Consider the following 18,599-nt stretch of genomic DNA (forward strand, 5'->3'; position numbering starts at 1 on the left):
TAATTAACGGCTACGATAGGCAAAACGGTCGTCCATACGAAGACTAGCTGGTGGCCAGTTTTCAAGACGCATACCGAGTTGTAAGCCTTTCGATGCCAAAACATCTTTGATCTCTGTTAACGATTTTTTACCAAGGTTAGGAGTTTTTAACAACTCAACTTCAGTACGTTGAACAAGATCACCAATGTAGTAAATATTTTCTGCTTTCAAACAGTTAGCAGAACGAACAGTAAGCTCTAGATCATCTACTGGGCGAAGCAAGATTGGATCAACTTCTTCACGAGGCTCTTGAGCAACTGGAGTTTGGTCTTTCTGAAGATCAACAAAAATTGCAATTTGTTGTTGCAAGATTGTTGCCGCTTTGCGGATTGCTTCTTCAGGATCAACCGTTCCATTTGTTTCGAGGTCGATTACCAGTTTATCTAAATCGGTACGTTGTTCTACACGCGCATTTTCAACGGTGTAAGAAACACGCTTAATCGGGCTATAAGAAGCATCTAATTGCAAACGACCAACCGGACGTGTTTCACCTTCAGGGAAACGAGAATCAGATGTTTCATAACCACGACCTTGAGCAACTTTCAAGCGCATTTTTAATGAGCCTGAAGCACTTAAAGTACCGATTAAATGTTCTGGGTTAACCACTTCAACATTATGAGGTAAACGAAGGTCAGCAGCAGTAATATCGCCAGGACCTTGTTTTTCTAATGTTAAATATGCTTCATTTTGATCGAACAGCTTAATAGACAATCCTTTTAGGTTCAGCAAGAGCTCGACGATGTCCTGCTGCAAGCCTTCTAAAGTACTGTACTCGTGCTCGACACCTTCTATCTCAACTTCAACCACAGCAGCGCCAGGTAAAGAAGACAATAGAATGCGACGTAAAGCATTACCTAGAGTGTGGCCAAAACCACGCTCTAAAGGTTCTAGAATCACTTTTGCCGAGGTCCCGCTTACCGCTTCGACCTTGATCGCTTGCGGAGTTAGAAACTCGTTTGCAGTACGCGTCATTATTGCTACCTCAAGGATTATTTAGAATACAATTCTACAATCAAGCTTTCGTTGATTTCAGCAGGTAAATCAGAACGATCTGGTGCAGCTTTAAACGTACCTTCAAGCTTAGAATGATCAACTTCGATCCAAGCTGGAATACCACGTTGTGCAGCTAACTCAATCGCGTTTTTAATACGCAATTGTTGTTTAGCACCTTCGTGAACCGCAATTACATCACCAGCTTTAACTTGAATAGATGCGATGTTTACACGACGACCATTCAAAGTAATGCTACGGTGACTTACTAACTGACGAGCTTCTGCACGTGTAGAACCAAAACCCATGCGATAAACAACGTTATCAAGACGGCTTTCAAGCAATTTCAACAAGTTCTCACCTGTTGCGCCTTTAACACGAGCTGCTTCTTTATAGTAGTTACTAAATTGACGTTCTAACACACCGTAAATACGACGGACTTTTTGTTTTTCACGTAATTGTAGTGAATACTCAGATTGCTTACCACCGCGTGCCTGACCATGTTGACCAGGTGCTTTGTTAGCTTTTTTAGTTTTGACGTCAAATGGTTTAACGCCAGATTTAAGTTGCAGGTCTGTCCCTTCGCGGCGAGAGAGTTTGCATTTTGGACCAATATAACGAGCCATGAATGTTTCTCCTTACACGCGACGTTTTTTAGGTGGACGGCAACCGTTGTGAGGAATTGGAGTCACATCGGTAATGCTGTTAATCTTATAACCCACTGCGCCTAATGCACGAACCGCAGACTCACGACCTGGACCAGGACCTTTTACAAGGACGTCCAGATTTTTCAAACCGTAATCTAAAGCTGCTTTACCAGCAACTTCAGCAGCTACCTGAGCAGCAAACGGAGTTGATTTACGTGAACCACGGAAGCCTTGTCCACCTGAGGTGGCCCAAGCCAATGCATTACCTTGACGATCAGTAATCGTAACAATGGTGTTATTAAAAGACGCGTGAATGTGTGCAACACCTTCAGAGACGGTACGAGTGACCTTCTTGCGTGTGCGAGTATCTTTAGCCATCTTTTAGCTTCCAGAAATCTTACTTTTTAATCGGTTTGCGCGGACCTTTACGGGTACGTGCGTTAGTTTTGGTGCGTTGACCACGGACAGGCAAGCTGCGACGATGGCGAAGGCCGCGGTAGCAACCCAAATCCATTAAACGTTTAATGTTCATGGAAATTTCGCGACGTAAGTCACCTTCGGTAGGAACCTTAGCAACTTCTGCACGAATCGCATCAAGCTGAGCATCGTCCAACTCACGGATCTTAGTAGTTTCAGTAATACCAACTGCAGCTAAGATATTCTTAGCAGTGTGGCGACCGATACCAAAGATGTAAGTGAGGGAGATAACAGCATGCTTGTTATCCGGAATGTTTACACCGGCAATACGAGCCATTCACTTTCTCCAAAAAGGCAGTAGAGATAATCAACCGCCCCACAAAAATCTTGAGGGGCGGATATTAACCCAATTCGCCTACTGAAATCAACAGGTCTTGATTAGATTAACCTTGACGCTGCTTATGACGAGGTTCTGCGCTACAAATTACGCGAATAACCCCATTACGACGGATAACTTTACAGCTACCACAAATTTTCTTTACAGAAGCTTGTACTTTCATGATGAAACCTCTAAGTGCGCTTATCCCTTAGGATGAGCAGTCGTTTTTCTCATTAATGTTTGATTATCATATTGATGAGATGTTAAATGCGCTTGTAGCTGAGCCATAAAGTCCATAACCACGACAACTACGATCAATAATGAGGTACCACCTAAATAGAATGGAATCCCAAAAGAGCTTTGTAGAATCATTGGCATTAAACAAATGACCGTAATATAAATCGCACCAATAAAAGTCAAACGATTAAGAATATGATCTAAGTAACGAGCAGTTTGCTCACCTGGGCGAATACCAGGCACATAAGCTCCGCTGCGTTTTAGATTTTCTGATACTTCCTTAGGGCTAAATACTAAAGCCGTATAAAAGTAACAGAAAAAGATAATTAACGCACCAAAGAGCACCAAATACAAAGGCTGTCCAGGCGACAATACTAAAGCTAAATCTTGTAAGCTGCTTTTAATAAAACCAGCATTTGGATCTGCACTTCCCACCCATTGACCAAGACTTGCTGGGAACAAGAGTAAAGAACTTGCAAAAATCGCAGGAATAACACCAGCCATATTAATTTTTAATGGCAAATGCGTCTGCTGTGCTGTAAATATACGACGACCTTGTTGCTTTTGCGCATAGTTTACTGGAATGCGACGTTGTGCTTTTTCAATAAACACAATAGCTGCCAATACACCTAAAGACAAAAGACCAAAGATTACAAGACCAATTAAACTTGTCTGACCATTATCTACAGAAGAAACTGATTGCATAATTAATTTAGGCAAACCAGCGACAATACCTGCAAAAATAATCATTGAGATACCGTTACCAATACCTCTTTCAGTGATTTGCTCACCTAGCCACATTAAGAACATAGTTCCAGCGACAAGTGAAGTTACTGCTGGGATATAAAATGCGAGACCAACTGATAGAGTAATACCCTGACCAATCAAACCTGCACACATACCAACTGCTTGAACCACTGCAAGCAACAATGTGCCCTGACGCGTATACTGATTAATTTTACGCTTACCTTGCTCACCTTCCTTTTTCAAGGCTTCAAGTGAGGGAATTACAGTAGACATTAACTGCACAATAATTGACGCAGAAATGTACGGCATAATCCCTAAAGCAAGAATAGACATTCGCTCTAAAGCACCGCCAGAAAACATATTGAATAGCCCAAGAATAGTTCCTTGGTTCGCATGAAATAAATTTTCTAACGCAGCATTATTAATGCCTGGTACTGGAATATGCGCTCCTAGTCGAAAGACCAGCAATGCACCGATTAGAAAACTCATCCGGCGAATAATTTCACGGTATTTCACATGAAATGGCTGACCTTTCATCATGTTGACATGACCTGAAGAACTAGGAGACATAGACACTCGAGATTACTCCTCGACTTTACCGCCAGCTGCTTCAATCGCAGCTTTAGCGCCTTTAGTCAATGCAACACCTTGAACAGTGAATGCACGAGTGATTTCACCAGAAAGTACGATACGAGCACGAATTTGGTCACGACGAACAACATTCGCAGCTTTCAAAGTTTCAAGGCTAACGATGTCGCCTTCAACTTTGCTTAACTCAGATAAACGTACTTCAGCAGTTTTTAAAGCGATTTGGCTAGTGAAACCGAATTTAGGTAAACGACGATAAATCGCAGTTTGACCGCCTTCAAAGCCTGGACGAACGCCACCACTTTTACGTGATTTTTGACCTTTGACACCACGGCCACCAGTCTTACCAACGCCAGAACCGATACCACGGCCTAAACGACGGTGTTCACGTTTTGCACCTTCTGCAGGCGCAAGTTCATTTAAACGCAGAGTCATGGCTTATTCCTCTACACTAACCATATAGTAGACTTTGTTGATCATACCGCGGTTAGAAGGCGTATCTTGCACTTCTACAGTATGACCAATACGACGCAGACCTAAACCTTGTAAGCAAAGCTTGTGATTTTTCAAGCGATGTGAAGAAGATTTAGTCTGGGTAACTTTAATCGTTTTCATGATTGATTACCCTTGAATTTCTTCTACTGATTTACCACGTTTCGCAGCGACTTTCTCAGGAGAAGTCATATCACGCAAACCTTTGAAAGTTGCGTTTACTACGTTTGCAGCATTAGTAGAACCATAACATTTAGCAAGTACGTTATGTACACCTGCAGCTTCTAGAACGGCACGCATAGCACCACCAGCGATTACGCCAGTACCTTCAGAAGCAGGTTGCATATATACACGGCTTGCACCATGACGAGCATTCACAGGGTGTTGTAAAGTAGTACCTGCAAGGTCTACAGTAATCATGTTGCGACGTGCAGCTTCAAGTGCTTTAGAAATAGCAGCTGGAACTTCACGAGCTTTACCACGACCAAAACCAACACGACCATTACCATCACCCACAACAGTTAATGCTGTGAAAGAGAAGATACGACCACCCTTAACAACTTTGGCTACACGATCAACGGCAACCAGCTTTTCAACAAGACCTTCGTTTTGTTCAACTTTAGCCATGATTAGAACTCCAAGCCGTTTTCACGAGCAGCATCAGCCAAGGCTTTGATACGACCATGATATTTAAAACCAGAACGGTCAAATGCAACTTTAGTTACACCAGCTGCTTTCGCACGCTCTGCGATTAAAGCGCCTACTTTAGTAGCCGCGTCTACATTACCTGTAGTACCGCTACGTAAAGATGCATCCAAAGTTGAAGCTTGCGCTAAAACTTTGCCACCATCTGCTGAAATAACTTGAGCATAGATGTGACGCGGAGTGCGGTTTACACACAAACGAGTCGCACCCAATGCACGAATGTGCAAGCGTGTGCTTTTCGCACGACGCAAACGGGATTGTTTCTTTTCGTTCATAAGAACCTCGCGCCTTATTTCTTCTTAGCTTCTTTACGAAGAATGACTTCATCCGAATAACGAACACCTTTACCTTTATATGGTTCAGGAGAACGATATGCACGGATTTCTGCCGCTACTTGACCTAACAACTGCTTGTTTGCTGATTTCAAAATGATTTCAGTAGCAGTTGGAGTTTCCGCTGTTACACCTTCAGGTAAAGCGTAGTCAATTGGGTGTGAAAAACCAAGGTTAAGGTTTACAACAGTACCTTTAACCGCAGCTTTATAACCAACACCAACTAGCTGCAACTTACGTTCGAAGCCTTCACTAACCCCTTTTACAAGGTTATTCAATACAGCGCGAGCAGTACCAGCTTGCATCCAAGCATCTTTCGATTCTTTAACTGGAGCAAGTTGAAGTTTACCTTCTTCCTGTTTTAGCTCGACCAGCGCATGCAGGTTGAAAGACAATGTACCTTTGCTGCCTTTCACTTCGACCTGCCGGCCGTTCTGAGTAACTGCTACACCATTAGGTACAGTTACTGGGGCTTTAGCCACACGAGACATGAGGAATCACCTATTAAGAAACAAAAGCAATAACTTCACCACCAACGCCCGCAGCACGTGCAGCGCGATCAGTCATGATGCCTTTGCTTGTAGAAACAATTGCAATACCTAAACCTTGCTTAACGCTTGGAAGTTTATCTTTACCACGGTATTGGCGAAGACCTGGACGGCTTACGCGTTTAACCATTTCGATAACTGGTTTGCCTTCGAAATATTTTAAAGTAATTGTCAAAGTAGATTTTGTCTCTTCTTGAGCAACTTCTACATTTGAAATATAACCTTCTTGTTGAAGTACGTTTGCAATTGCAACTTTCAACTTAGAAGAAGGCATAGAAACAGTTTGTTTCTTAGCCATTTGTGCGTTACGAACACGTGTTAGCATGTCGGCAACGGTATCTTGCATACTCATTTAGTCGCTCCTTACCAGCTTGCCTTAACAACGCCTGGTACATCACCCTGCATTACTGTGTCACGTAATTTGTTACGGCTTAAACCGAACTTACGGAAGTAACCATGAGGACGACCAGTTAAACCACAACGGTTACGAAGACGTACCGGAGATGCATTACGTGGCAATGCTTGTAACTTTAACATCGCTTCGAAACGCTCTTCTTCACTTGCATTTACGTTTGCAATCGTAGCTTTTAATTCAGCACGTTTTGCAGCGTATTTAGCAACTGTTTTTTCGCGTTTCAATTCGCGATTAATCATACCTTTCTTAGCCATATCGACCTCTTATTTGAACGGGAAGCCGAATGCACGCATAAGCGCACGGCCTTCGTCATCGGTGCGAGCAGTCGTAGTAATAGTAATATCCATACCACGAATACGATCAATCTTATCGAAATCGATTTCAGGGAAAACGATTTGCTCTTTCAAACCCATTGAGTAGTTACCACGACCATCAAATGATTTCGAAGAGAAACCACGGAAGTCACGGATACGAGGGATTGCGATTGAGATCAAACGGTCCAAGAATTCGTACATTTGGTCGCCACGTAAAGTAACTTTACAACCAATCGGCCAACCATCACGGATTTTGAAACCAGCGATAGATTTACGAGCAAGTGTAATTACTGGTTTTTGACCAGCAATTAATTGCATGTCGACTACAGCGCCATCTAATAATTTCTTATCAGTTGCAGCTGCGCCTACACCCATGTTTAGGGTAATTTTTGTGATGCGTGGAATTTCCATCACGTTCTTAATGCTAAGTTCTTCTTGTAACTTCGCTTTAAGTTCTTCGTTGTAACGTGCTTTAAGTCTGGCCATTGCCTTTTCAACCTATTACTTCGCTACCGCCACTGATTCACCATTTGATTTATAAACGCGAGTTTTCACGCCATCAATCACTTGGTAACCAACACGGTCAGCCTTCTGGGTTGTAGCATTTAAAATTGCCACGTTTGAAATATGAAGCGAAGCTTCTTGAGTAACGATACCGCCTTCAGCGCCAGTTACACGATTCGGCTTTTGATGCTTCTTCACTAAGTTAAGGCCTTCAACCTTAACGCGGTCTTCAGAAACAGACAATACAGTACCCTGTTTGCCTTTTTCTTTACCTGCGATCACGATAACTTGATCGCCTTTTTTAATCTTAGCCATGATTGCCTCTTATAGAACTTCAGGAGCCAATGAAATGATTTTCATGAACTGTTCAGTACGAAGTTCACGAGTCACTGGTCCGAAGATACGAGTAGCAATCGGAGCTTTGTTGTTGTTCAGGATAACTGCAGCATTATCATCAAAACGGATCACAGAACCATCTGGACGACGAATGCCGAATTTAGTACGAACTACAACCGCATTCATCACGTCACCTTTTTTAACACGTGCGCGTGGGATTGCTTCTTTTACAGTAACTTTAATAATGTCGCCAACAGAAGCATAACGACGATGTGAACCACCAAGTACTTTAATACATTGTACGCGGCGAGCACCACTGTTGTCTGCTACGTCGAGCATAGTTTCGGTTTGAATCATTGCCCTACTCCAAAACCGAGCATCACCGGTCACAATTTCGAAAGGCTCAAAGAGTACTCGAAATTGACCGATGATGCAACAAGAACGTCGAATTACTCAGCAGCTGCTTCAACTACTTCCACTAAAGTCCAAGCTTTAGTTTTAGAAATTGGGCGGCTTTCTTTAATGGTCACAACATCGCCAAGTTTAGCAACATTGTTCTCATCATGAGCGTGTAACTTAGTTGAACGGCGAATTGATTTGCCATACAACGGGTGTTGAACGCGGCGTTCGATAAGAACAACAATAGACTTGTCCATTTTGTCGCTTACTACTTTGCCGGTTAACGTGCGGACTGTTTTTTCACTCATTGTCCGTTCCCCTGTTTTTCGGTAAGGAGTGTCTTAATACGAGCAATTGTCTTACGAGCAACTTGCACTTCATGCGATTTACCCAACTGACCAGTTGCTTTCGCCATACGAAGACGGAATTGATTAAGCTGTTGCTCATCAAGCAAAGCTTTCAACTCTTCTACCGATTTTTCACGTAGATCTTTAGTTTTCATTACATTACCGTCCGAGTCACGATAGTGGTTTTAAACGGAAGTTTAGCAGCAGCTAAAGCAAATGCTTCACGCGCTAATTCTTCGTTCACACCTTCAATTTCGTACAGGATCTTACCTGGTTGGATCTGGCAAACCCAGTACTCCACGCTACCCTTACCTTTACCCATACGCACTTCAAGAGGCTTTTGAGTAATTGGTTTATCCGGGAATACGCGAATAAAGATTTTACCACCACGCTTAATACGGCGGCTAATAGTACGACGTGCAGCTTCAATCTGACGAGCAGTCATACGACCACGTTCAGTTGCTTTGATTGCAATCGAACCAAATGATACTGTACTACCACGATGCGCTAGACCAGTATTACGGCCTTTGTGCACCTTACGGAATTTGGTACGTTTAGGTTGCAACATGGATTATTCTCCCTTGTCAGCAGCACGGTCACCGCGACGACCACGACGCTCTTGACCTTCACCACGACCACGACCACGTTTAGCTGGACGATCTTCAGCAGGAGCAGGGTTCATGACTTGTTTCATGCCACCTAAAATCTCGCCACGGAAAATCCAAACTTTAACACCAATCGTACCGTAAGTTGTTTCTGCACGCATAGTTGCATAGTCAATGTCTGCACGTAGAGTATGTAAAGGTACACGACCTTCACGATACCATTCTGTACGAGCAATCTCTGCACCACCTAAACGGCCAGACACTTCAACTTTGATACCTTTAGCACCAGCACGCATAGTGTTTTGAACCGCACGCTTCATAGCACGACGGAACATTACACGCTTTTCTAATTGAGAAGCGATTGCTTCAGCAACTAAACGCGCATCTAAGTCTGGGCGATCAATTTCGTTGATACTTACTTGCGCTGGAACACCCATAATGCTGGTAAGTTCGCGCTGTAATTTCTCAATATCTTCGCCTTTTTTACCGATTACGATACCAGGACGAGCTGTGCTAATAGTTACTTTAGCAGCGCCTGATGGACGTTCGATAAGAATGTTGCTTACCATCGCATTCTTAAGTTTTTTAGTTAAAAACTCACGAACTTGAAGATCTTTAAGCAAGTATTCAGCGTATTGTTTCGGATTCGCATACCAGTTAGCGTTATGACGTTTCACAACACCTAGGCGGATACCGATTGGATGAACCTTCTGACCCATATCAAACCCCTACCTTAACGGTGATGTGACAAGTACGCTTAGTAATACGATCTGCACGGCCTTTAGCACGTGGCATAATACGTTTAAGGCTCATGCCTTCGTCAACGTAAATCGTAGATACTTTAAGATCGTCAACATCTAAACTGTTATTGTGTTCAGCGTTTGCAATCGCAGATTCCAATGCTTTTTTTACTAAAACAGCAGCTTTTTTATTGCTGAAGTTTAAGATATTTAAAGCATGCGCAACAGATTTGCCGCGAATAAGATCTGCAACCAAACGTGCTTTCTGTGCCGAGATAGCGGCACCGCGTAATTTAGCAGTTACTTCCATCATGACACCTATTAACGTTTAGATTTCTTGTCAACACCGTGACCACGATAGGTACGAGTTGGCGCGAATTCACCGAGTTTATGACCAACCATATGCTCAGTAACAATTACTGGAACGTGGTTACGACCATTATGAACAGAAATTGTTAAACCAACAAAATCTGGAAGGATCATCGAACGACGAGACCAAGTTTTAATCGGCTTGCGAGAGTTACTAGCAACAGCCGCTTCAACCTTAGCGAACAAGTGCGCATCGACGAATGGGCCTTTTTTCAGAGAACGAGGCATTAGTCAGATTCCTTTACTTGACGCGACGGTCGCGAATAATCATCTTAGTCGTACGCTTATTGGTACGTGTCTTGTACCCTTTAGCTTTTTGACCCCATGGGCTTACAGGTTGAATACCTTTGTTACGCCCTTCACCACCACCGTGCGGGTGATCAATCGGGTTCATCGCCATACCACGTACGGTAGGACGAACACCACGCCAGCGCGAAGCACCAGCTTTACCCAATGAACGAAGGTTGTTTTCTTGGTTAGAAACTTCACCAATTACAGCGCGGCATTCAACATGTACTTTACGCATTTCGCCTGAACGAAGACGAATAATTGCGTAAGAACCATCACGACCCAACAACTGAACAGAAGCACCAGCAGAACGCGCTAATTGCGCACCCTTACCAATTTTAAGTTCAACGTTATGAAGTGTAGAACCGATCGGCATATTACGAAGTGGCAAGCAGTTACCTGGACGAATTGGAGCATCGTTACCAGATTGTACTTTATCGCCAGCACGTAAGCCTTTAGGTGCGATGATATAACGACGCTCACCATCAGCATATTTCAACAAAGCAATATGTGCTGTACGGTTTGGATCGTATTCAATACGCTCTACAACAGCTGGGATGCTGTCTTTATTACGTTTGAAGTCAACGATACGGTAGTGTTGTTTATGACCACCACCAACGTGACGAGTAGTAATGTGACCGTTGTTATTACGACCACCAGTACGTTTTTTAGCTTCAACCAACGGTGCGTAAGGAGCGCCTTTGTGAAGATGGTCATGAACCACTTTCTCTACAAAGCGACGTCCTGGAGACGTTGGCTTACATTTTTGAATCGGCATAATTTTCGTCCTTATTCCGCTGCGCTTTCAGCGGTATCGCCCAAGTCAGCCATTTCAACATCTTGGCCAGCTTTCAGGGTGACGTATGCTTTTTTAACATCAGAACGGCGTCCCAATGTACGACCAAAGCGCTTAGTCTTACCTTTAGTAATAGTTGTGTTAACTTTAACAACTTCTACACCAAAAAGTTTTTCAACTGCTTTTTTGATTTCAAGTTTAGTAGCATTGATGTCTACTTTAAATACTTGAACACCAACAGTATCACCTAATACTTGTGCCTTTTCTGAGAAGACTGGTCCTTTTAGGACTTGATAGATACGTTCGTTGTTCATCCGAGTTCTACCTCAATTTTCTTAGCAGCAGCTACAGACATCACAACTTTATCAAACGCGATCAAGCTTACAGGATCGATTGCAGTTGCATCTACCACATCTACATGCGGAAGGTTGCGTGCTGCAAGATATAAGTTCTCATCTACAGCGTCAGTAACGATTAATGCACGAGCAGCATTTAAGTCGTTAAGCTTTGCAAGCAATTCTTTAGTTTTTGGAGCTGCAACTGCAAACTCTTCAACTAATACAAGACGATCTTGGCGAACAAGTTCAGCCAAGATACATTGCATTGCACCGCGGTACATCTTACGGTTTACTTTTTGAGACCAATCTTGTGGACGAGCAGCAAAAGTTTTACCACCGCCAACCCAGATAGGGCTACGAATAGAACCCGCACGAGCACGACCAGTACCTTTTTGACGGAATGGCTTTTTACCACCGCCAGAAACGTCTGCACGTGATTTCTGAGCACGAGTACCTTGACGACCACCTGCTAAGTAAGCAGTAACAACTTGGTGTACAAGAGCTTCGTTAAATTCACGTCCGAAAGCAACTTCAGACAATTCAACAGCAGAGCCGGAAACAGTTTTCAAATTCACGGTATTTCCCCTCAGGCCTTGATGGTAGGACGTACAATCACGTCACCGCCAGTTGCACCAGGAATTGCACCTTTAACAACTAAAACAGAACGTTCAGCGTCAATAGATACGATTTCAAGACCTTGTACTGTTACGCGTTCATCACCTAAGTGACCAGCCATTTTCTTGCCTTTGAACACGCGTCCAGGAGTCTGGTTTTGACCTGTAGAACCTAATACACGGTGAGAAACTGAGTTACCGTGAGTAGCGTCTTGAGTACGGAAGTTCCAACGTTTAACACCACCTTGGAAACCTTTACCTTTTGATTGACCAGTTACGTCAACAATTTGACCGACTGCGAACAAATCAACGCCAATAGTACCGCCAACTTCACGACCTTCAAGCTCAGCTTCAGTAACACGGAACTCTTTAACTAAACGACCAGCAGCAACACCAGCTTTCGCGAAGTGACCTTTCTGAGCGTTAGTTACGCGAGATTCGCGACGTTCACCAGTAGTTACTTGAACAGCTTGATAACCATCAGTTTCAAGTGTTTTGATTTGCGTAATGCGGTTTGGATCGACTTCGATGACTGTAACAGGTACAGAAACACCTGCATCTGTAAAGATGCGAGTCATACCACATTTGCGACCGACTAAACCAATAGCCATGTGCATAAACCTCTAAAAAAGCGGCCTAATTAACTTAGAAGTTAATCAACCGAAAGCCTTAACCCAAAGCGATCTGAACATCAACACCAGCCGCAAGATCTAATTTCATCAATGCATCAACAGTTTTATCTGTAGGTTGAACGATATCGATCAAACGTTTGTAGGTGCGGATTTCGTACTGGTCACGCGCATCTTTGTTAACGTGCGGTGAAGTAAGAACGTTGAAGCGTTCGATGCGAGTAGGCATCGGAATTGGACCACAAACTTGTGCGCCAGTACGCTTAGCGGTTTCTACGATCTCTTGAGCAGATTGATCAATCAGACGATGATCAAAAGACTTCAAACGGATACGAATTCTCTGGTTAGACATACCAGTAAACTCCAAGCCAAACATATAAAGAATCACCCTTGACGCATCTCACCCATTGGTAAGTGTCAAAGGCAGTGAAAATCACTAAGGTCATGATCGATGCCACGACTGTAATGCACATTTACTACTTTCTTCGCAGTAAATGCCCCTCCTTTTGAGGGTCGCCCATTATAACGATTGTTTAAGTCTTATGCAATTCTCTTTTTCTATTTTTTGCTCAAAACCTGCTTTAACTGAGCATTGACAACTCATCTATGCATTTATGACAAATTCAATTGCTTTATTTAAGAGTTGATTGCCTTGTTCAAATTTTTGCGCTTCCGAATAGTGTAGTTCTCTCGGAGATTGAACATATTCTCCATTAAAAATAGATAGCTCTTCTTCATTTTCCAGCAAGAGTTCTAATGTCGCTGGTGTCATTTCCGGATGAAATTGGAAGCCCAATACATTCTTTCCAATCTGGTACATCTGATTACGACATGCCGCGCTCTCAGCTAAGTGTATAGCCCCTTTAGGTATTTCAAAAGTTTCACTATGCCACTGCATCACCTTTATCTTTTCAGGTAAAGGAAAGCTGTCTTGAGGTAAATTTGCTACTCTTTGAACTGTCGACCAGCCAAGTTCCTGATAGCGGTTTCGACTGACTGCGGCCCCAAGTGCATTAGCAATTAGCTGCCCACCCAAACAGAGACCTATAGCAGGCTTTCCTGCTGCTAAATAACGACGCAACCATCTTTTCTCTATCTTAAGCCATGGATAATTCGCTTCATCATTTACACTCATGGTGCCACCCATGACTAATAATAAGTCAACCTCATCAATTTGTGGTAAAGCTTCTATTTCAAGTGACCGATCAACCGGAAGTGCAAAAAACTCCGTAGAACTAATAGTCGCGTGGTGGGCTTTTAAAAATGAATAACAACTCCCAAAACCCTCACCCGCGATATGTTGAAAATAATGAACTCTTAAATGCGACTTCATGCGCTTAAACCTATTGTTGTTAGAATGTTGTAGTGGTCTTTGCAAAAATAAAGCCAAGTTTTTGTTTTATAGGTCTACTGTAACGAAACGTCTTACAAAACTTTATAAATCTAGCGAAGAATTTAAATTTCTCTTAATCTAACTTTATCATTTAAAACATAACGCACTATGAAAAAGCATAACGATTTCCAGACTCGTCTCATTCATGCCCTAAGAAAGGCTCCGCAATTCATTGAAACAGTGCAACCTCCCCTATTTCGCGCATCAACTATTATTTTCAAATCAACTTCGCACCTTTTTGATCGTCACTGGACTGATAAGTATGACTATAGCTATGGAACACATGGCACTCCTACCACATTCACCTTAGGCGACAATATTGCGCAAATTGAAGGTGGCTTGCATTGTTTACTTGCACCGAGTGGCTTATCCGCAATTAATATTGTGAACTCAGCATTTTTAAGCACTAATGACGAAGTATGGGTTCCAGACAATATTTACGGTCCAAATCTAGAACATTTAATTTATCTACAAAGTCAATATGGCATTATTGTTAAAGTATATAACCCCATTGACGCTGCAAGTTTTCAACCCACCGAAAGAAGTAAACTATTATGGTTAGAAGCTGCAGGTTCGGTTACTTTAGAGTTTCCTGATCTTAAAAATCTAGTCAAAAAAGCTAAAAAAAATGGTGTATTGACTGCTCTAGATAACACCTGGGGAGCGGGGCTTGCGTTTAATGCTTTTAATTTTTCTAATGAACATCTATCTGTTGATTTAACCGTTCACGCACTAACCAAATATCCAAGTGGTGGTGGTGACATTTTAATGGGTAGCATTGTAACTCGTGATGAGAAACTTCATCACCGCTTATTCCGTACGCATGCTATTTTGGGCATCGCAATCTCTGGAGATGATGCAGCTCAAGTTCAACGCAGCCTTGCTCATATGTCTTTACGCTATGAACAACAGTCAGCCAATGCTCACACTCTACTTAAATGGCTAAAGAACCGGCCTCAATTTGCACAAGTTCTACACCCAAGTGATGAATCCTCACCAGGCCATCAATATTGGCAAGAAATCTGCATAGACGGTCAAAGTGCTGGCTTAGTGAGTGTTATTTTTAAACCTGAATATGACATTACAGCAGTACGTCGTTTCTGCGATGCATTAGAGTTATTTAAGCTCGGCTTTAGCTGGGGTGGACCCGTTAGCCTGATTATGCTTTATGATTTAAAAATGATGAGAAAACTTGAGAATACACATTTACAACAAGGATTATTGGTTCGATTCTGTATAGGACTAGAAGATCCGCAAGATTTGATACAAGATATCGAAAATGCACTGAAACAACTGTAAAACGACAAGATTATAGTGACTCAAACCATAGGATAAAAATATATGGGTACACCGATTGTTATTGCTAAAAATATTAAGGACACATCAAAAGAAATTGTTTTACTTCCCCAGTTTGCTAACCGTCATGGACTTATTGCAGGCGCGACAGGTACAGGTAAAACAGTTACGTTAAAAGTTCTAGCAGAGAGTTTCTCTCGAATCGGTGTGCCGGTATTTCTTGCCGATGCTAAAGGCGATGTTTCGAGTCTTGCAAAAGCTGGTGAAGCTTCGGATAAATTTAATGAACGCTTAAAACTTTTACAAATTGATAGTGTTCCATTCTCAGCGAATCCAGTTGTTTTTTGGGATTTATTTGGTCAGCAAGGTCATCCTATCCGAACCACCATTTCTGAAATTGGGCCAATTTTATTAGCACGCATACTAAACTTAAATGATACCCAAGAAGGTGTTTTATCTGCTGTATTCCGTATTGCAGATGACCAAGGTTTACTTTTAGTCGATTTTAAAGACTTAAAAGCCATGATCACTTTTGTGAGTGAACATGCAGCTGAATTTAAAGCTGAATATGGCAATTTATCTCCAGCAAGCCTAGGCGCTATTCAGCGCAATTTATTAGCACTTGCCGACCAAGGTGGAGAACAGTTCTTTGGGGAACCAGCTTTAAATATTCTGGATTTTATCCAAACCGATGCAAACGGACACGGTTATATCAATATTCTTGCTGCTGACAAGCTCATGAATACACCTAAGTTATATGCCACTTTCCTCTTATGGATGCTTTCAGAGTTATTTGAACAGCTACCAGAAGTGGGGGATATGGATAAGCCTAAACTCGTGTTTTTCTTTGATGAAGCTCACTTGTTATTTGATAATGCCAGCCAAGCTCTACAAGACAAAATTGAACAAGTGGTACGTTTAATCCGCTCCAAAGGGGTGGGTATCTACTTTATTACTCAAAACCCACTCGATTTACCCGAAAGCGTTCTTGGTCAACTTGGTAATCGCGTTCAACATGCATTACGTGCATTCACCCCTAAAGATCAAAAAGCTGTAAAAACCGCAGCAGACACTTTCCGTGCTAATCCCGAGTTTAAAGTTGATGAAGCTATTACCCAACTTGGTGTTGGTGAGGCACTCATTAGCTGTCTAGATGAGCAAGGTACACCACAGATTGTAGAACGTGGTTGGGTTATGCCTCCGTACTCTGCATTTACACCGATCACTCCAGAAGAGCGTCAGACTTTAATCTCGCAAAGTATTATTGCTGGGGTTTATGAACAAGCTGTAGATCGTGATAGTGCCTATGAAATGCTACAGAATAAAGTTGCTGAACGCGAACAACAGCAGCAAGACGCCGAACTTGCAAAACAACAAGCTAAAGAACAAGAAACTTTAGCAAAACAGCAAGCTAAAGAGCAGGAACGTTTGGCACGTGAGCAATTAAAAGAGGAAGAAAGAGCAGCCCGTGAACGAGCTAAACTCACACAAGACATTGTGGGAACTTTTGCCAAAAGTGCTGCACGCAGTTTAGGAGGAAGTACCGGCCAAAAACTCGTAAGGGGCTTGCTCGGCTCTTTATTTGGTAAATAAAAATATTAAAAAAATTGCTTTAATTTTAGGGGATTTTATATCCCCTAATTTTTTTATGGTTTTTTATAAAAAGTTATTGCCATTAATTTTTTAAAGATGTATTTTAAATACATCTTATATAGCCAGATAAATAAGGTCTAGCCATGACTCCACAACAAATTGAACTTGTTAAATCTACTGTACCGGTTTTACGTGAACACGGCGTTACGCTGACTACATACTTTTATAAGCGCATGCTTAATAACAATCCCGAGTTAAAAAATGTTTTTAATTTAGATGACCAAACCAGCTTACGTCAGCCACGTGCTCTTGCAGCTGCTGTGCTTGCTTATGCAGAAAATATTGAGAACCCTACTGTTCTAGCTAAAGCGGTAGAACGCATCACCACTAAACACGTGAGCTTAGATATTCAACCAGACCAATATGCAATTGTTGGGGACAACTTGCTTCATTCAATTAGTGAAGTACTTAACGTGCCATTCGAATCAGAGCTTATTGAAGCGTGGAAACAAGCATACTTACAGTTGGCTGATATCTTGATTGGTGTTGAAAAACAAAAATATGAACAACTTGAAAGCTTAAAAGGTGGATGGGCTGGCTGGCGTTCATTTGAAATTACTCAAATTGATCCTTTGGAATCTGGCAAACGCTTCACTTTAAAAGCAACTGACCATGAAGACGTACTGACTAGCCCAGCAAATGCCTTTATTTCAGTTAAAGTACAAGTTCCCGAACAACAACTTGAACAACCAAAAGCGTTTAAATTTACTGAAGCTCAAGAGGATAACTCATATCATTTTGAAGTGCAGCCTGAAGAAAATCATACTGAGTTTTCGGTTGCTAATATTTTACTTGAGCATTATAGAGTGGGTGATCAAGTACAGGTTTCAGCCCCTTTAACGCTGTAATGTAAAAACCTCTTGCCTGAAAGTTTTCTTATTTAGACTTTCAGGCTAAGATGATCATCCTTTTAATCTCTTCCATTTTTGGTGATCATGCAGCTTAATAAATTTACCGATTATGCATTACGACTCTTAATGTATGTTGCACGCCCAAGTGATGCACCCTACACGATTGCAGAAATCGCGAAAGATTTGCATGTTTCACAAAACCATCTAGTTAAAGTTGTTCACTTCATGGGCAAGCAGGAATGGATTATTACCATTCGTGGAAAAGGCGGAGGAATTCGCTTAAATCCAGATGCACTTAACTCAAATTTAGGTTCAATTGTTCGAATATTACAGGGCGACAATCAAATCGTTGAATGTAATACGCCACCTTGCGTATTACGTAGTCACTGTGGTTTAAAAGGTATTTTAGATCAGGCTTTAGAAAGCTTTTATCAAAGCCTAGATCAATACACACTCGGAGAAGTTTTGCAGCAATCAAAATCTGCTCCTGCCAACTCCCCTATTGCATTTTTACAAATCTAAGTTCTACTGATTTTAATAAGTCGACTTATTGAAAATTAGCAAGAATACCCAAGCTCCTTTATACTAGGC

The 18,599-nt window shown here is 42.0% G+C and carries 31 protein-coding genes and 2 pseudogenes; 5 read left to right on the forward strand and 28 right to left on the reverse strand.

Going from position 1 to position 18,599, the window contains the following annotated elements; translation table 11 throughout:
• Nucleotides 1-3: 3 nt before the first annotated feature.
• The 28 genes and pseudogenes from rpoA to B806_RS0116490 form a co-directional block, all read right to left on the reverse strand.
• The gene (rpoA, locus tag B806_RS0116355; protein ID WP_002116730.1) at nt 4-1,011 is read right to left on the reverse strand and encodes a DNA-directed RNA polymerase subunit alpha; all 1,008 of its coding nucleotides are present in this window, start codon (nt 1,009-1,011) and stop codon (nt 4-6) included.
• Nucleotides 1,012-1,028: 17 nt separating this feature from the next.
• Nucleotides 1,029-1,655, reverse strand: coding sequence for a 30S ribosomal protein S4 (gene rpsD, locus B806_RS0116360; protein WP_000135204.1), 627 nt, complete (start codon nt 1,653-1,655; stop codon nt 1,029-1,031).
• A 12-nt stretch (nt 1,656-1,667) separates the two neighbouring features.
• Complete coding sequence (gene rpsK / locus B806_RS0116365; protein ID WP_001040166.1) at nt 1,668-2,054, reverse strand: 30S ribosomal protein S11; 387 nt, start codon at nt 2,052-2,054, stop codon at nt 1,668-1,670.
• A 19-nt stretch (nt 2,055-2,073) separates the two neighbouring features.
• A complete protein-coding gene (gene rpsM / locus B806_RS0116370; protein ID WP_000090815.1) occupies nt 2,074-2,430 on the reverse strand; it encodes a 30S ribosomal protein S13 in 357 nt (118 codons plus the stop codon).
• A gap of 106 nt (nt 2,431-2,536) precedes the next feature.
• The gene (rpmJ, locus tag B806_RS0116375) at nt 2,537-2,653 is read right to left on the reverse strand and encodes a 50S ribosomal protein L36 (RefSeq protein ID WP_000867907.1); all 117 of its coding nucleotides are present in this window, start codon (nt 2,651-2,653) and stop codon (nt 2,537-2,539) included.
• A gap of 20 nt (nt 2,654-2,673) precedes the next feature.
• On the reverse strand, nt 2,674-3,993 hold the full coding sequence (secY, locus tag B806_RS0116380) for a preprotein translocase subunit SecY (protein ID WP_014207743.1): 1,320 nt from the start codon (nt 3,991-3,993) through the stop codon (nt 2,674-2,676).
• Between the two features lie 45 nt (nt 3,994-4,038).
• Complete coding sequence (gene rplO / locus B806_RS0116385) at nt 4,039-4,479, reverse strand: 50S ribosomal protein L15 (protein ID WP_002116985.1); 441 nt, start codon at nt 4,477-4,479, stop codon at nt 4,039-4,041.
• A 3-nt stretch (nt 4,480-4,482) separates the two neighbouring features.
• On the reverse strand, nt 4,483-4,659 hold the full coding sequence (gene rpmD / locus B806_RS0116390; RefSeq protein ID WP_000849088.1) for a 50S ribosomal protein L30: 177 nt from the start codon (nt 4,657-4,659) through the stop codon (nt 4,483-4,485).
• 6 nt (nt 4,660-4,665) lie between these two features.
• On the reverse strand, nt 4,666-5,163 hold the full coding sequence (gene rpsE / locus B806_RS0116395) for a 30S ribosomal protein S5 (RefSeq protein WP_001141025.1): 498 nt from the start codon (nt 5,161-5,163) through the stop codon (nt 4,666-4,668).
• A gap of 2 nt (nt 5,164-5,165) precedes the next feature.
• Nucleotides 5,166-5,516 (reverse strand): 50S ribosomal protein L18, encoded by a 351-nt coding sequence (gene rplR, locus B806_RS0116400; protein WP_002049741.1) that lies wholly within the window; start codon nt 5,514-5,516, stop codon nt 5,166-5,168.
• Between the two features lie 14 nt (nt 5,517-5,530).
• Nucleotides 5,531-6,064, reverse strand: a complete 534-nt coding sequence (rplF, locus tag B806_RS0116405; protein WP_002116801.1) for a 50S ribosomal protein L6 — start codon at nt 6,062-6,064, stop codon at nt 5,531-5,533.
• A 13-nt stretch (nt 6,065-6,077) separates the two neighbouring features.
• Entirely contained in the window at nt 6,078-6,473 is a 396-nt protein-coding gene (gene rpsH / locus B806_RS0116410; protein WP_002049732.1) for a 30S ribosomal protein S8, read from the reverse strand.
• Between the two features lie 11 nt (nt 6,474-6,484).
• The gene (gene rpsN, locus B806_RS0116415) at nt 6,485-6,790 is read right to left on the reverse strand and encodes a 30S ribosomal protein S14 (protein WP_002049689.1); all 306 of its coding nucleotides are present in this window, start codon (nt 6,788-6,790) and stop codon (nt 6,485-6,487) included.
• Between the two features lie 9 nt (nt 6,791-6,799).
• Entirely contained in the window at nt 6,800-7,336 is a 537-nt protein-coding gene (rplE, locus tag B806_RS0116420) for a 50S ribosomal protein L5 (protein ID WP_002116961.1), read from the reverse strand.
• A 15-nt stretch (nt 7,337-7,351) separates the two neighbouring features.
• Nucleotides 7,352-7,669 carry a 50S ribosomal protein L24 gene (gene rplX / locus B806_RS0116425; RefSeq protein ID WP_002116820.1) on the reverse strand — a complete coding sequence of 106 codons (318 nt, stop codon included), beginning with the start codon at nt 7,667-7,669 and terminating at the stop codon, nt 7,352-7,354.
• A 9-nt stretch (nt 7,670-7,678) separates the two neighbouring features.
• The gene (gene rplN / locus B806_RS0116430) at nt 7,679-8,047 is read right to left on the reverse strand and encodes a 50S ribosomal protein L14 (protein ID WP_001982634.1); all 369 of its coding nucleotides are present in this window, start codon (nt 8,045-8,047) and stop codon (nt 7,679-7,681) included.
• Nucleotides 8,048-8,139: 92 nt separating this feature from the next.
• A complete protein-coding gene (rpsQ, locus tag B806_RS0116435; protein WP_002116661.1) occupies nt 8,140-8,397 on the reverse strand; it encodes a 30S ribosomal protein S17 in 258 nt (85 codons plus the stop codon).
• A complete protein-coding gene (gene rpmC / locus B806_RS0116440) occupies nt 8,394-8,591 on the reverse strand; it encodes a 50S ribosomal protein L29 (RefSeq protein WP_000849928.1) in 198 nt (65 codons plus the stop codon). The genes rpsQ and rpmC overlap by 4 nt, the downstream gene beginning before the upstream one ends.
• Nucleotides 8,591-9,004, reverse strand: a complete 414-nt coding sequence (rplP, locus tag B806_RS0116445) for a 50S ribosomal protein L16 (protein WP_002049688.1) — start codon at nt 9,002-9,004, stop codon at nt 8,591-8,593. Before rplP ends, rpmC begins: the two co-directional genes overlap by 1 nt.
• Nucleotides 8,944-9,760: pseudogene (rpsC, locus tag B806_RS0116450) on the reverse strand (30S ribosomal protein S3). Before rpsC ends, rplP begins: the two are co-directional and overlap by 61 nt.
• Nucleotide 9,761: 1 nt before the next feature.
• A complete protein-coding gene (gene rplV, locus B806_RS0116455) occupies nt 9,762-10,091 on the reverse strand; it encodes a 50S ribosomal protein L22 (RefSeq protein ID WP_001982638.1) in 330 nt (109 codons plus the stop codon).
• A gap of 11 nt (nt 10,092-10,102) precedes the next feature.
• Entirely contained in the window at nt 10,103-10,378 is a 276-nt protein-coding gene (rpsS, locus tag B806_RS0116460; protein ID WP_001138119.1) for a 30S ribosomal protein S19, read from the reverse strand.
• A gap of 13 nt (nt 10,379-10,391) precedes the next feature.
• The gene (gene rplB, locus B806_RS0116465) at nt 10,392-11,216 is read right to left on the reverse strand and encodes a 50S ribosomal protein L2 (RefSeq protein ID WP_002049686.1); all 825 of its coding nucleotides are present in this window, start codon (nt 11,214-11,216) and stop codon (nt 10,392-10,394) included.
• Between the two features lie 11 nt (nt 11,217-11,227).
• Nucleotides 11,228-11,548: a 50S ribosomal protein L23 gene (gene rplW / locus B806_RS0116470; RefSeq protein ID WP_002049693.1), complete on the reverse strand. Its 321-nt coding sequence runs from the start codon at nt 11,546-11,548 to the stop codon at nt 11,228-11,230.
• On the reverse strand, nt 11,545-12,147 hold the full coding sequence (rplD, locus tag B806_RS0116475; RefSeq protein ID WP_002049755.1) for a 50S ribosomal protein L4: 603 nt from the start codon (nt 12,145-12,147) through the stop codon (nt 11,545-11,547). The genes rplW and rplD overlap by 4 nt, the downstream gene beginning before the upstream one ends.
• Before the next feature lie 11 nt (nt 12,148-12,158).
• The gene (gene rplC / locus B806_RS0116480) at nt 12,159-12,797 is read right to left on the reverse strand and encodes a 50S ribosomal protein L3 (protein ID WP_014207747.1); all 639 of its coding nucleotides are present in this window, start codon (nt 12,795-12,797) and stop codon (nt 12,159-12,161) included.
• Between the two features lie 58 nt (nt 12,798-12,855).
• Complete coding sequence (rpsJ, locus tag B806_RS0116485; protein WP_000070912.1) at nt 12,856-13,167, reverse strand: 30S ribosomal protein S10; 312 nt, start codon at nt 13,165-13,167, stop codon at nt 12,856-12,858.
• A gap of 252 nt (nt 13,168-13,419) precedes the next feature.
• Nucleotides 13,420-14,148, reverse strand: a complete 729-nt coding sequence (locus B806_RS0116490) for a type 1 glutamine amidotransferase (RefSeq protein ID WP_017403245.1) — start codon at nt 14,146-14,148, stop codon at nt 13,420-13,422.
• Between the two features lie 168 nt (nt 14,149-14,316).
• Here B806_RS0116490 and B806_RS0116495 point away from each other — a divergent pair, with 168 nt between their 5' ends.
• The 5 genes and pseudogenes from B806_RS0116495 (at nt 14,317) to B806_RS0116510 (ending at nt 18,530) form a co-directional block, all read left to right on the forward strand.
• Entirely contained in the window at nt 14,317-15,507 is a 1,191-nt protein-coding gene (locus tag B806_RS0116495) for a PLP-dependent transferase (protein ID WP_017403246.1), read from the forward strand.
• A gap of 42 nt (nt 15,508-15,549) precedes the next feature.
• Nucleotides 15,550-17,097: a helicase HerA-like domain-containing protein gene (locus B806_RS0116500; RefSeq protein WP_017403247.1), complete on the forward strand. Its 1,548-nt coding sequence runs from the start codon at nt 15,550-15,552 to the stop codon at nt 17,095-17,097.
• Nucleotides 17,087-17,238, forward strand: a pseudogene (locus B806_RS19795) (hypothetical protein). The gene B806_RS0116500 and the pseudogene B806_RS19795 overlap by 11 nt, the downstream one beginning before the upstream one ends.
• Nucleotides 17,239-17,240: 2 nt before the next feature.
• Nucleotides 17,241-18,005: a globin domain-containing protein gene (locus B806_RS0116505; protein WP_014207751.1), complete on the forward strand. Its 765-nt coding sequence runs from the start codon at nt 17,241-17,243 to the stop codon at nt 18,003-18,005.
• An 87-nt stretch (nt 18,006-18,092) separates the two neighbouring features.
• Nucleotides 18,093-18,530 (forward strand): Rrf2 family transcriptional regulator, encoded by a 438-nt coding sequence (locus B806_RS0116510; protein ID WP_002116968.1) that lies wholly within the window; start codon nt 18,093-18,095, stop codon nt 18,528-18,530.
• The last annotated feature ends 69 nt before the right edge of the window (nt 18,531-18,599 follow it).

Origin of the sequence: Acinetobacter sp. TG2027 (genome assembly GCF_000302435.1) — a bacterium.
Lineage (GTDB): Bacteria > Pseudomonadota > Gammaproteobacteria > Pseudomonadales > Moraxellaceae > Acinetobacter > Acinetobacter pittii.

Excerpts from the sequence above, each read along its gene's own strand:
- rpoA (WP_002116730.1), bottom strand. The coding sequence starts at position 1,011 with ATGACGCGTACTGCAAACGAGTTTCTAACTCCGCAAGCGATCAAGGTC.
- rpsD (WP_000135204.1), bottom strand. The coding sequence starts at position 1,655 with ATGGCTCGTTATATTGGTCCAAAATGCAAACTCTCTCGCCGCGAAGGG.
- rpsK (WP_001040166.1), bottom strand. The coding sequence starts at position 2,054 with ATGGCTAAAGATACTCGCACACGCAAGAAGGTCACTCGTACCGTCTCT.
- rpsM (WP_000090815.1), bottom strand. The coding sequence starts at position 2,430 with ATGGCTCGTATTGCCGGTGTAAACATTCCGGATAACAAGCATGCTGTT.
- rpmJ (WP_000867907.1), bottom strand. The coding sequence starts at position 2,653 with ATGAAAGTACAAGCTTCTGTAAAGAAAATTTGTGGTAGCTGTAAAGTT.
- secY (WP_014207743.1), bottom strand. The coding sequence starts at position 3,993 with ATGAAAGGTCAGCCATTTCATGTGAAATACCGTGAAATTATTCGCCGG.
- rplO (WP_002116985.1), bottom strand. The coding sequence starts at position 4,479 with ATGACTCTGCGTTTAAATGAACTTGCGCCTGCAGAAGGTGCAAAACGT.
- rpmD (WP_000849088.1), bottom strand. The coding sequence starts at position 4,659 with ATGAAAACGATTAAAGTTACCCAGACTAAATCTTCTTCACATCGCTTG.
- rpsE (WP_001141025.1), bottom strand. The coding sequence starts at position 5,163 with ATGGCTAAAGTTGAACAAAACGAAGGTCTTGTTGAAAAGCTGGTTGCC.
- rplR (WP_002049741.1), bottom strand. The coding sequence starts at position 5,516 with ATGAACGAAAAGAAACAATCCCGTTTGCGTCGTGCGAAAAGCACACGC.
- rplF (WP_002116801.1), bottom strand. The coding sequence starts at position 6,064 with ATGTCTCGTGTGGCTAAAGCCCCAGTAACTGTACCTAATGGTGTAGCA.
- rpsH (WP_002049732.1), bottom strand. The coding sequence starts at position 6,473 with ATGAGTATGCAAGATACCGTTGCCGACATGCTAACACGTGTTCGTAAC.
- rpsN (WP_002049689.1), bottom strand. The coding sequence starts at position 6,790 with ATGGCTAAGAAAGGTATGATTAATCGCGAATTGAAACGCGAAAAAACA.
- rplE (WP_002116961.1), bottom strand. The coding sequence starts at position 7,336 with ATGGCCAGACTTAAAGCACGTTACAACGAAGAACTTAAAGCGAAGTTA.
- rplX (WP_002116820.1), bottom strand. The coding sequence starts at position 7,669 with ATGGCTAAGATTAAAAAAGGCGATCAAGTTATCGTGATCGCAGGTAAA.
- rplN (WP_001982634.1), bottom strand. The coding sequence starts at position 8,047 with ATGATTCAAACCGAAACTATGCTCGACGTAGCAGACAACAGTGGTGCT.
- rpsQ (WP_002116661.1), bottom strand. The coding sequence starts at position 8,397 with ATGAGTGAAAAAACAGTCCGCACGTTAACCGGCAAAGTAGTAAGCGAC.
- rpmC (WP_000849928.1), bottom strand. The coding sequence starts at position 8,591 with ATGAAAACTAAAGATCTACGTGAAAAATCGGTAGAAGAGTTGAAAGCT.
- rplP (WP_002049688.1), bottom strand. The coding sequence starts at position 9,004 with ATGTTGCAACCTAAACGTACCAAATTCCGTAAGGTGCACAAAGGCCGT.
- rplV (WP_001982638.1), bottom strand. The coding sequence starts at position 10,091 with ATGGAAGTAACTGCTAAATTACGCGGTGCCGCTATCTCGGCACAGAAA.
- rpsS (WP_001138119.1), bottom strand. The coding sequence starts at position 10,378 with ATGCCTCGTTCTCTGAAAAAAGGCCCATTCGTCGATGCGCACTTGTTC.
- rplB (WP_002049686.1), bottom strand. The coding sequence starts at position 11,216 with ATGCCGATTCAAAAATGTAAGCCAACGTCTCCAGGACGTCGCTTTGTA.
- rplW (WP_002049693.1), bottom strand. The coding sequence starts at position 11,548 with ATGAACAACGAACGTATCTATCAAGTCCTAAAAGGACCAGTCTTCTCA.
- rplC (WP_014207747.1), bottom strand. The coding sequence starts at position 12,797 with ATGGCTATTGGTTTAGTCGGTCGCAAATGTGGTATGACTCGCATCTTT.
- rpsJ (WP_000070912.1), bottom strand. The coding sequence starts at position 13,167 with ATGTCTAACCAGAGAATTCGTATCCGTTTGAAGTCTTTTGATCATCGT.
- B806_RS0116490 (WP_017403245.1), bottom strand. The coding sequence starts at position 14,148 with ATGAAGTCGCATTTAAGAGTTCATTATTTTCAACATATCGCGGGTGAG.
- B806_RS0116495 (WP_017403246.1), top strand. The coding sequence starts at position 14,317 with ATGAAAAAGCATAACGATTTCCAGACTCGTCTCATTCATGCCCTAAGA.
- B806_RS0116500 (WP_017403247.1), top strand. The coding sequence starts at position 15,550 with ATGGGTACACCGATTGTTATTGCTAAAAATATTAAGGACACATCAAAA.
- B806_RS0116505 (WP_014207751.1), top strand. The coding sequence starts at position 17,241 with ATGACTCCACAACAAATTGAACTTGTTAAATCTACTGTACCGGTTTTA.
- B806_RS0116510 (WP_002116968.1), top strand. The coding sequence starts at position 18,093 with ATGCAGCTTAATAAATTTACCGATTATGCATTACGACTCTTAATGTAT.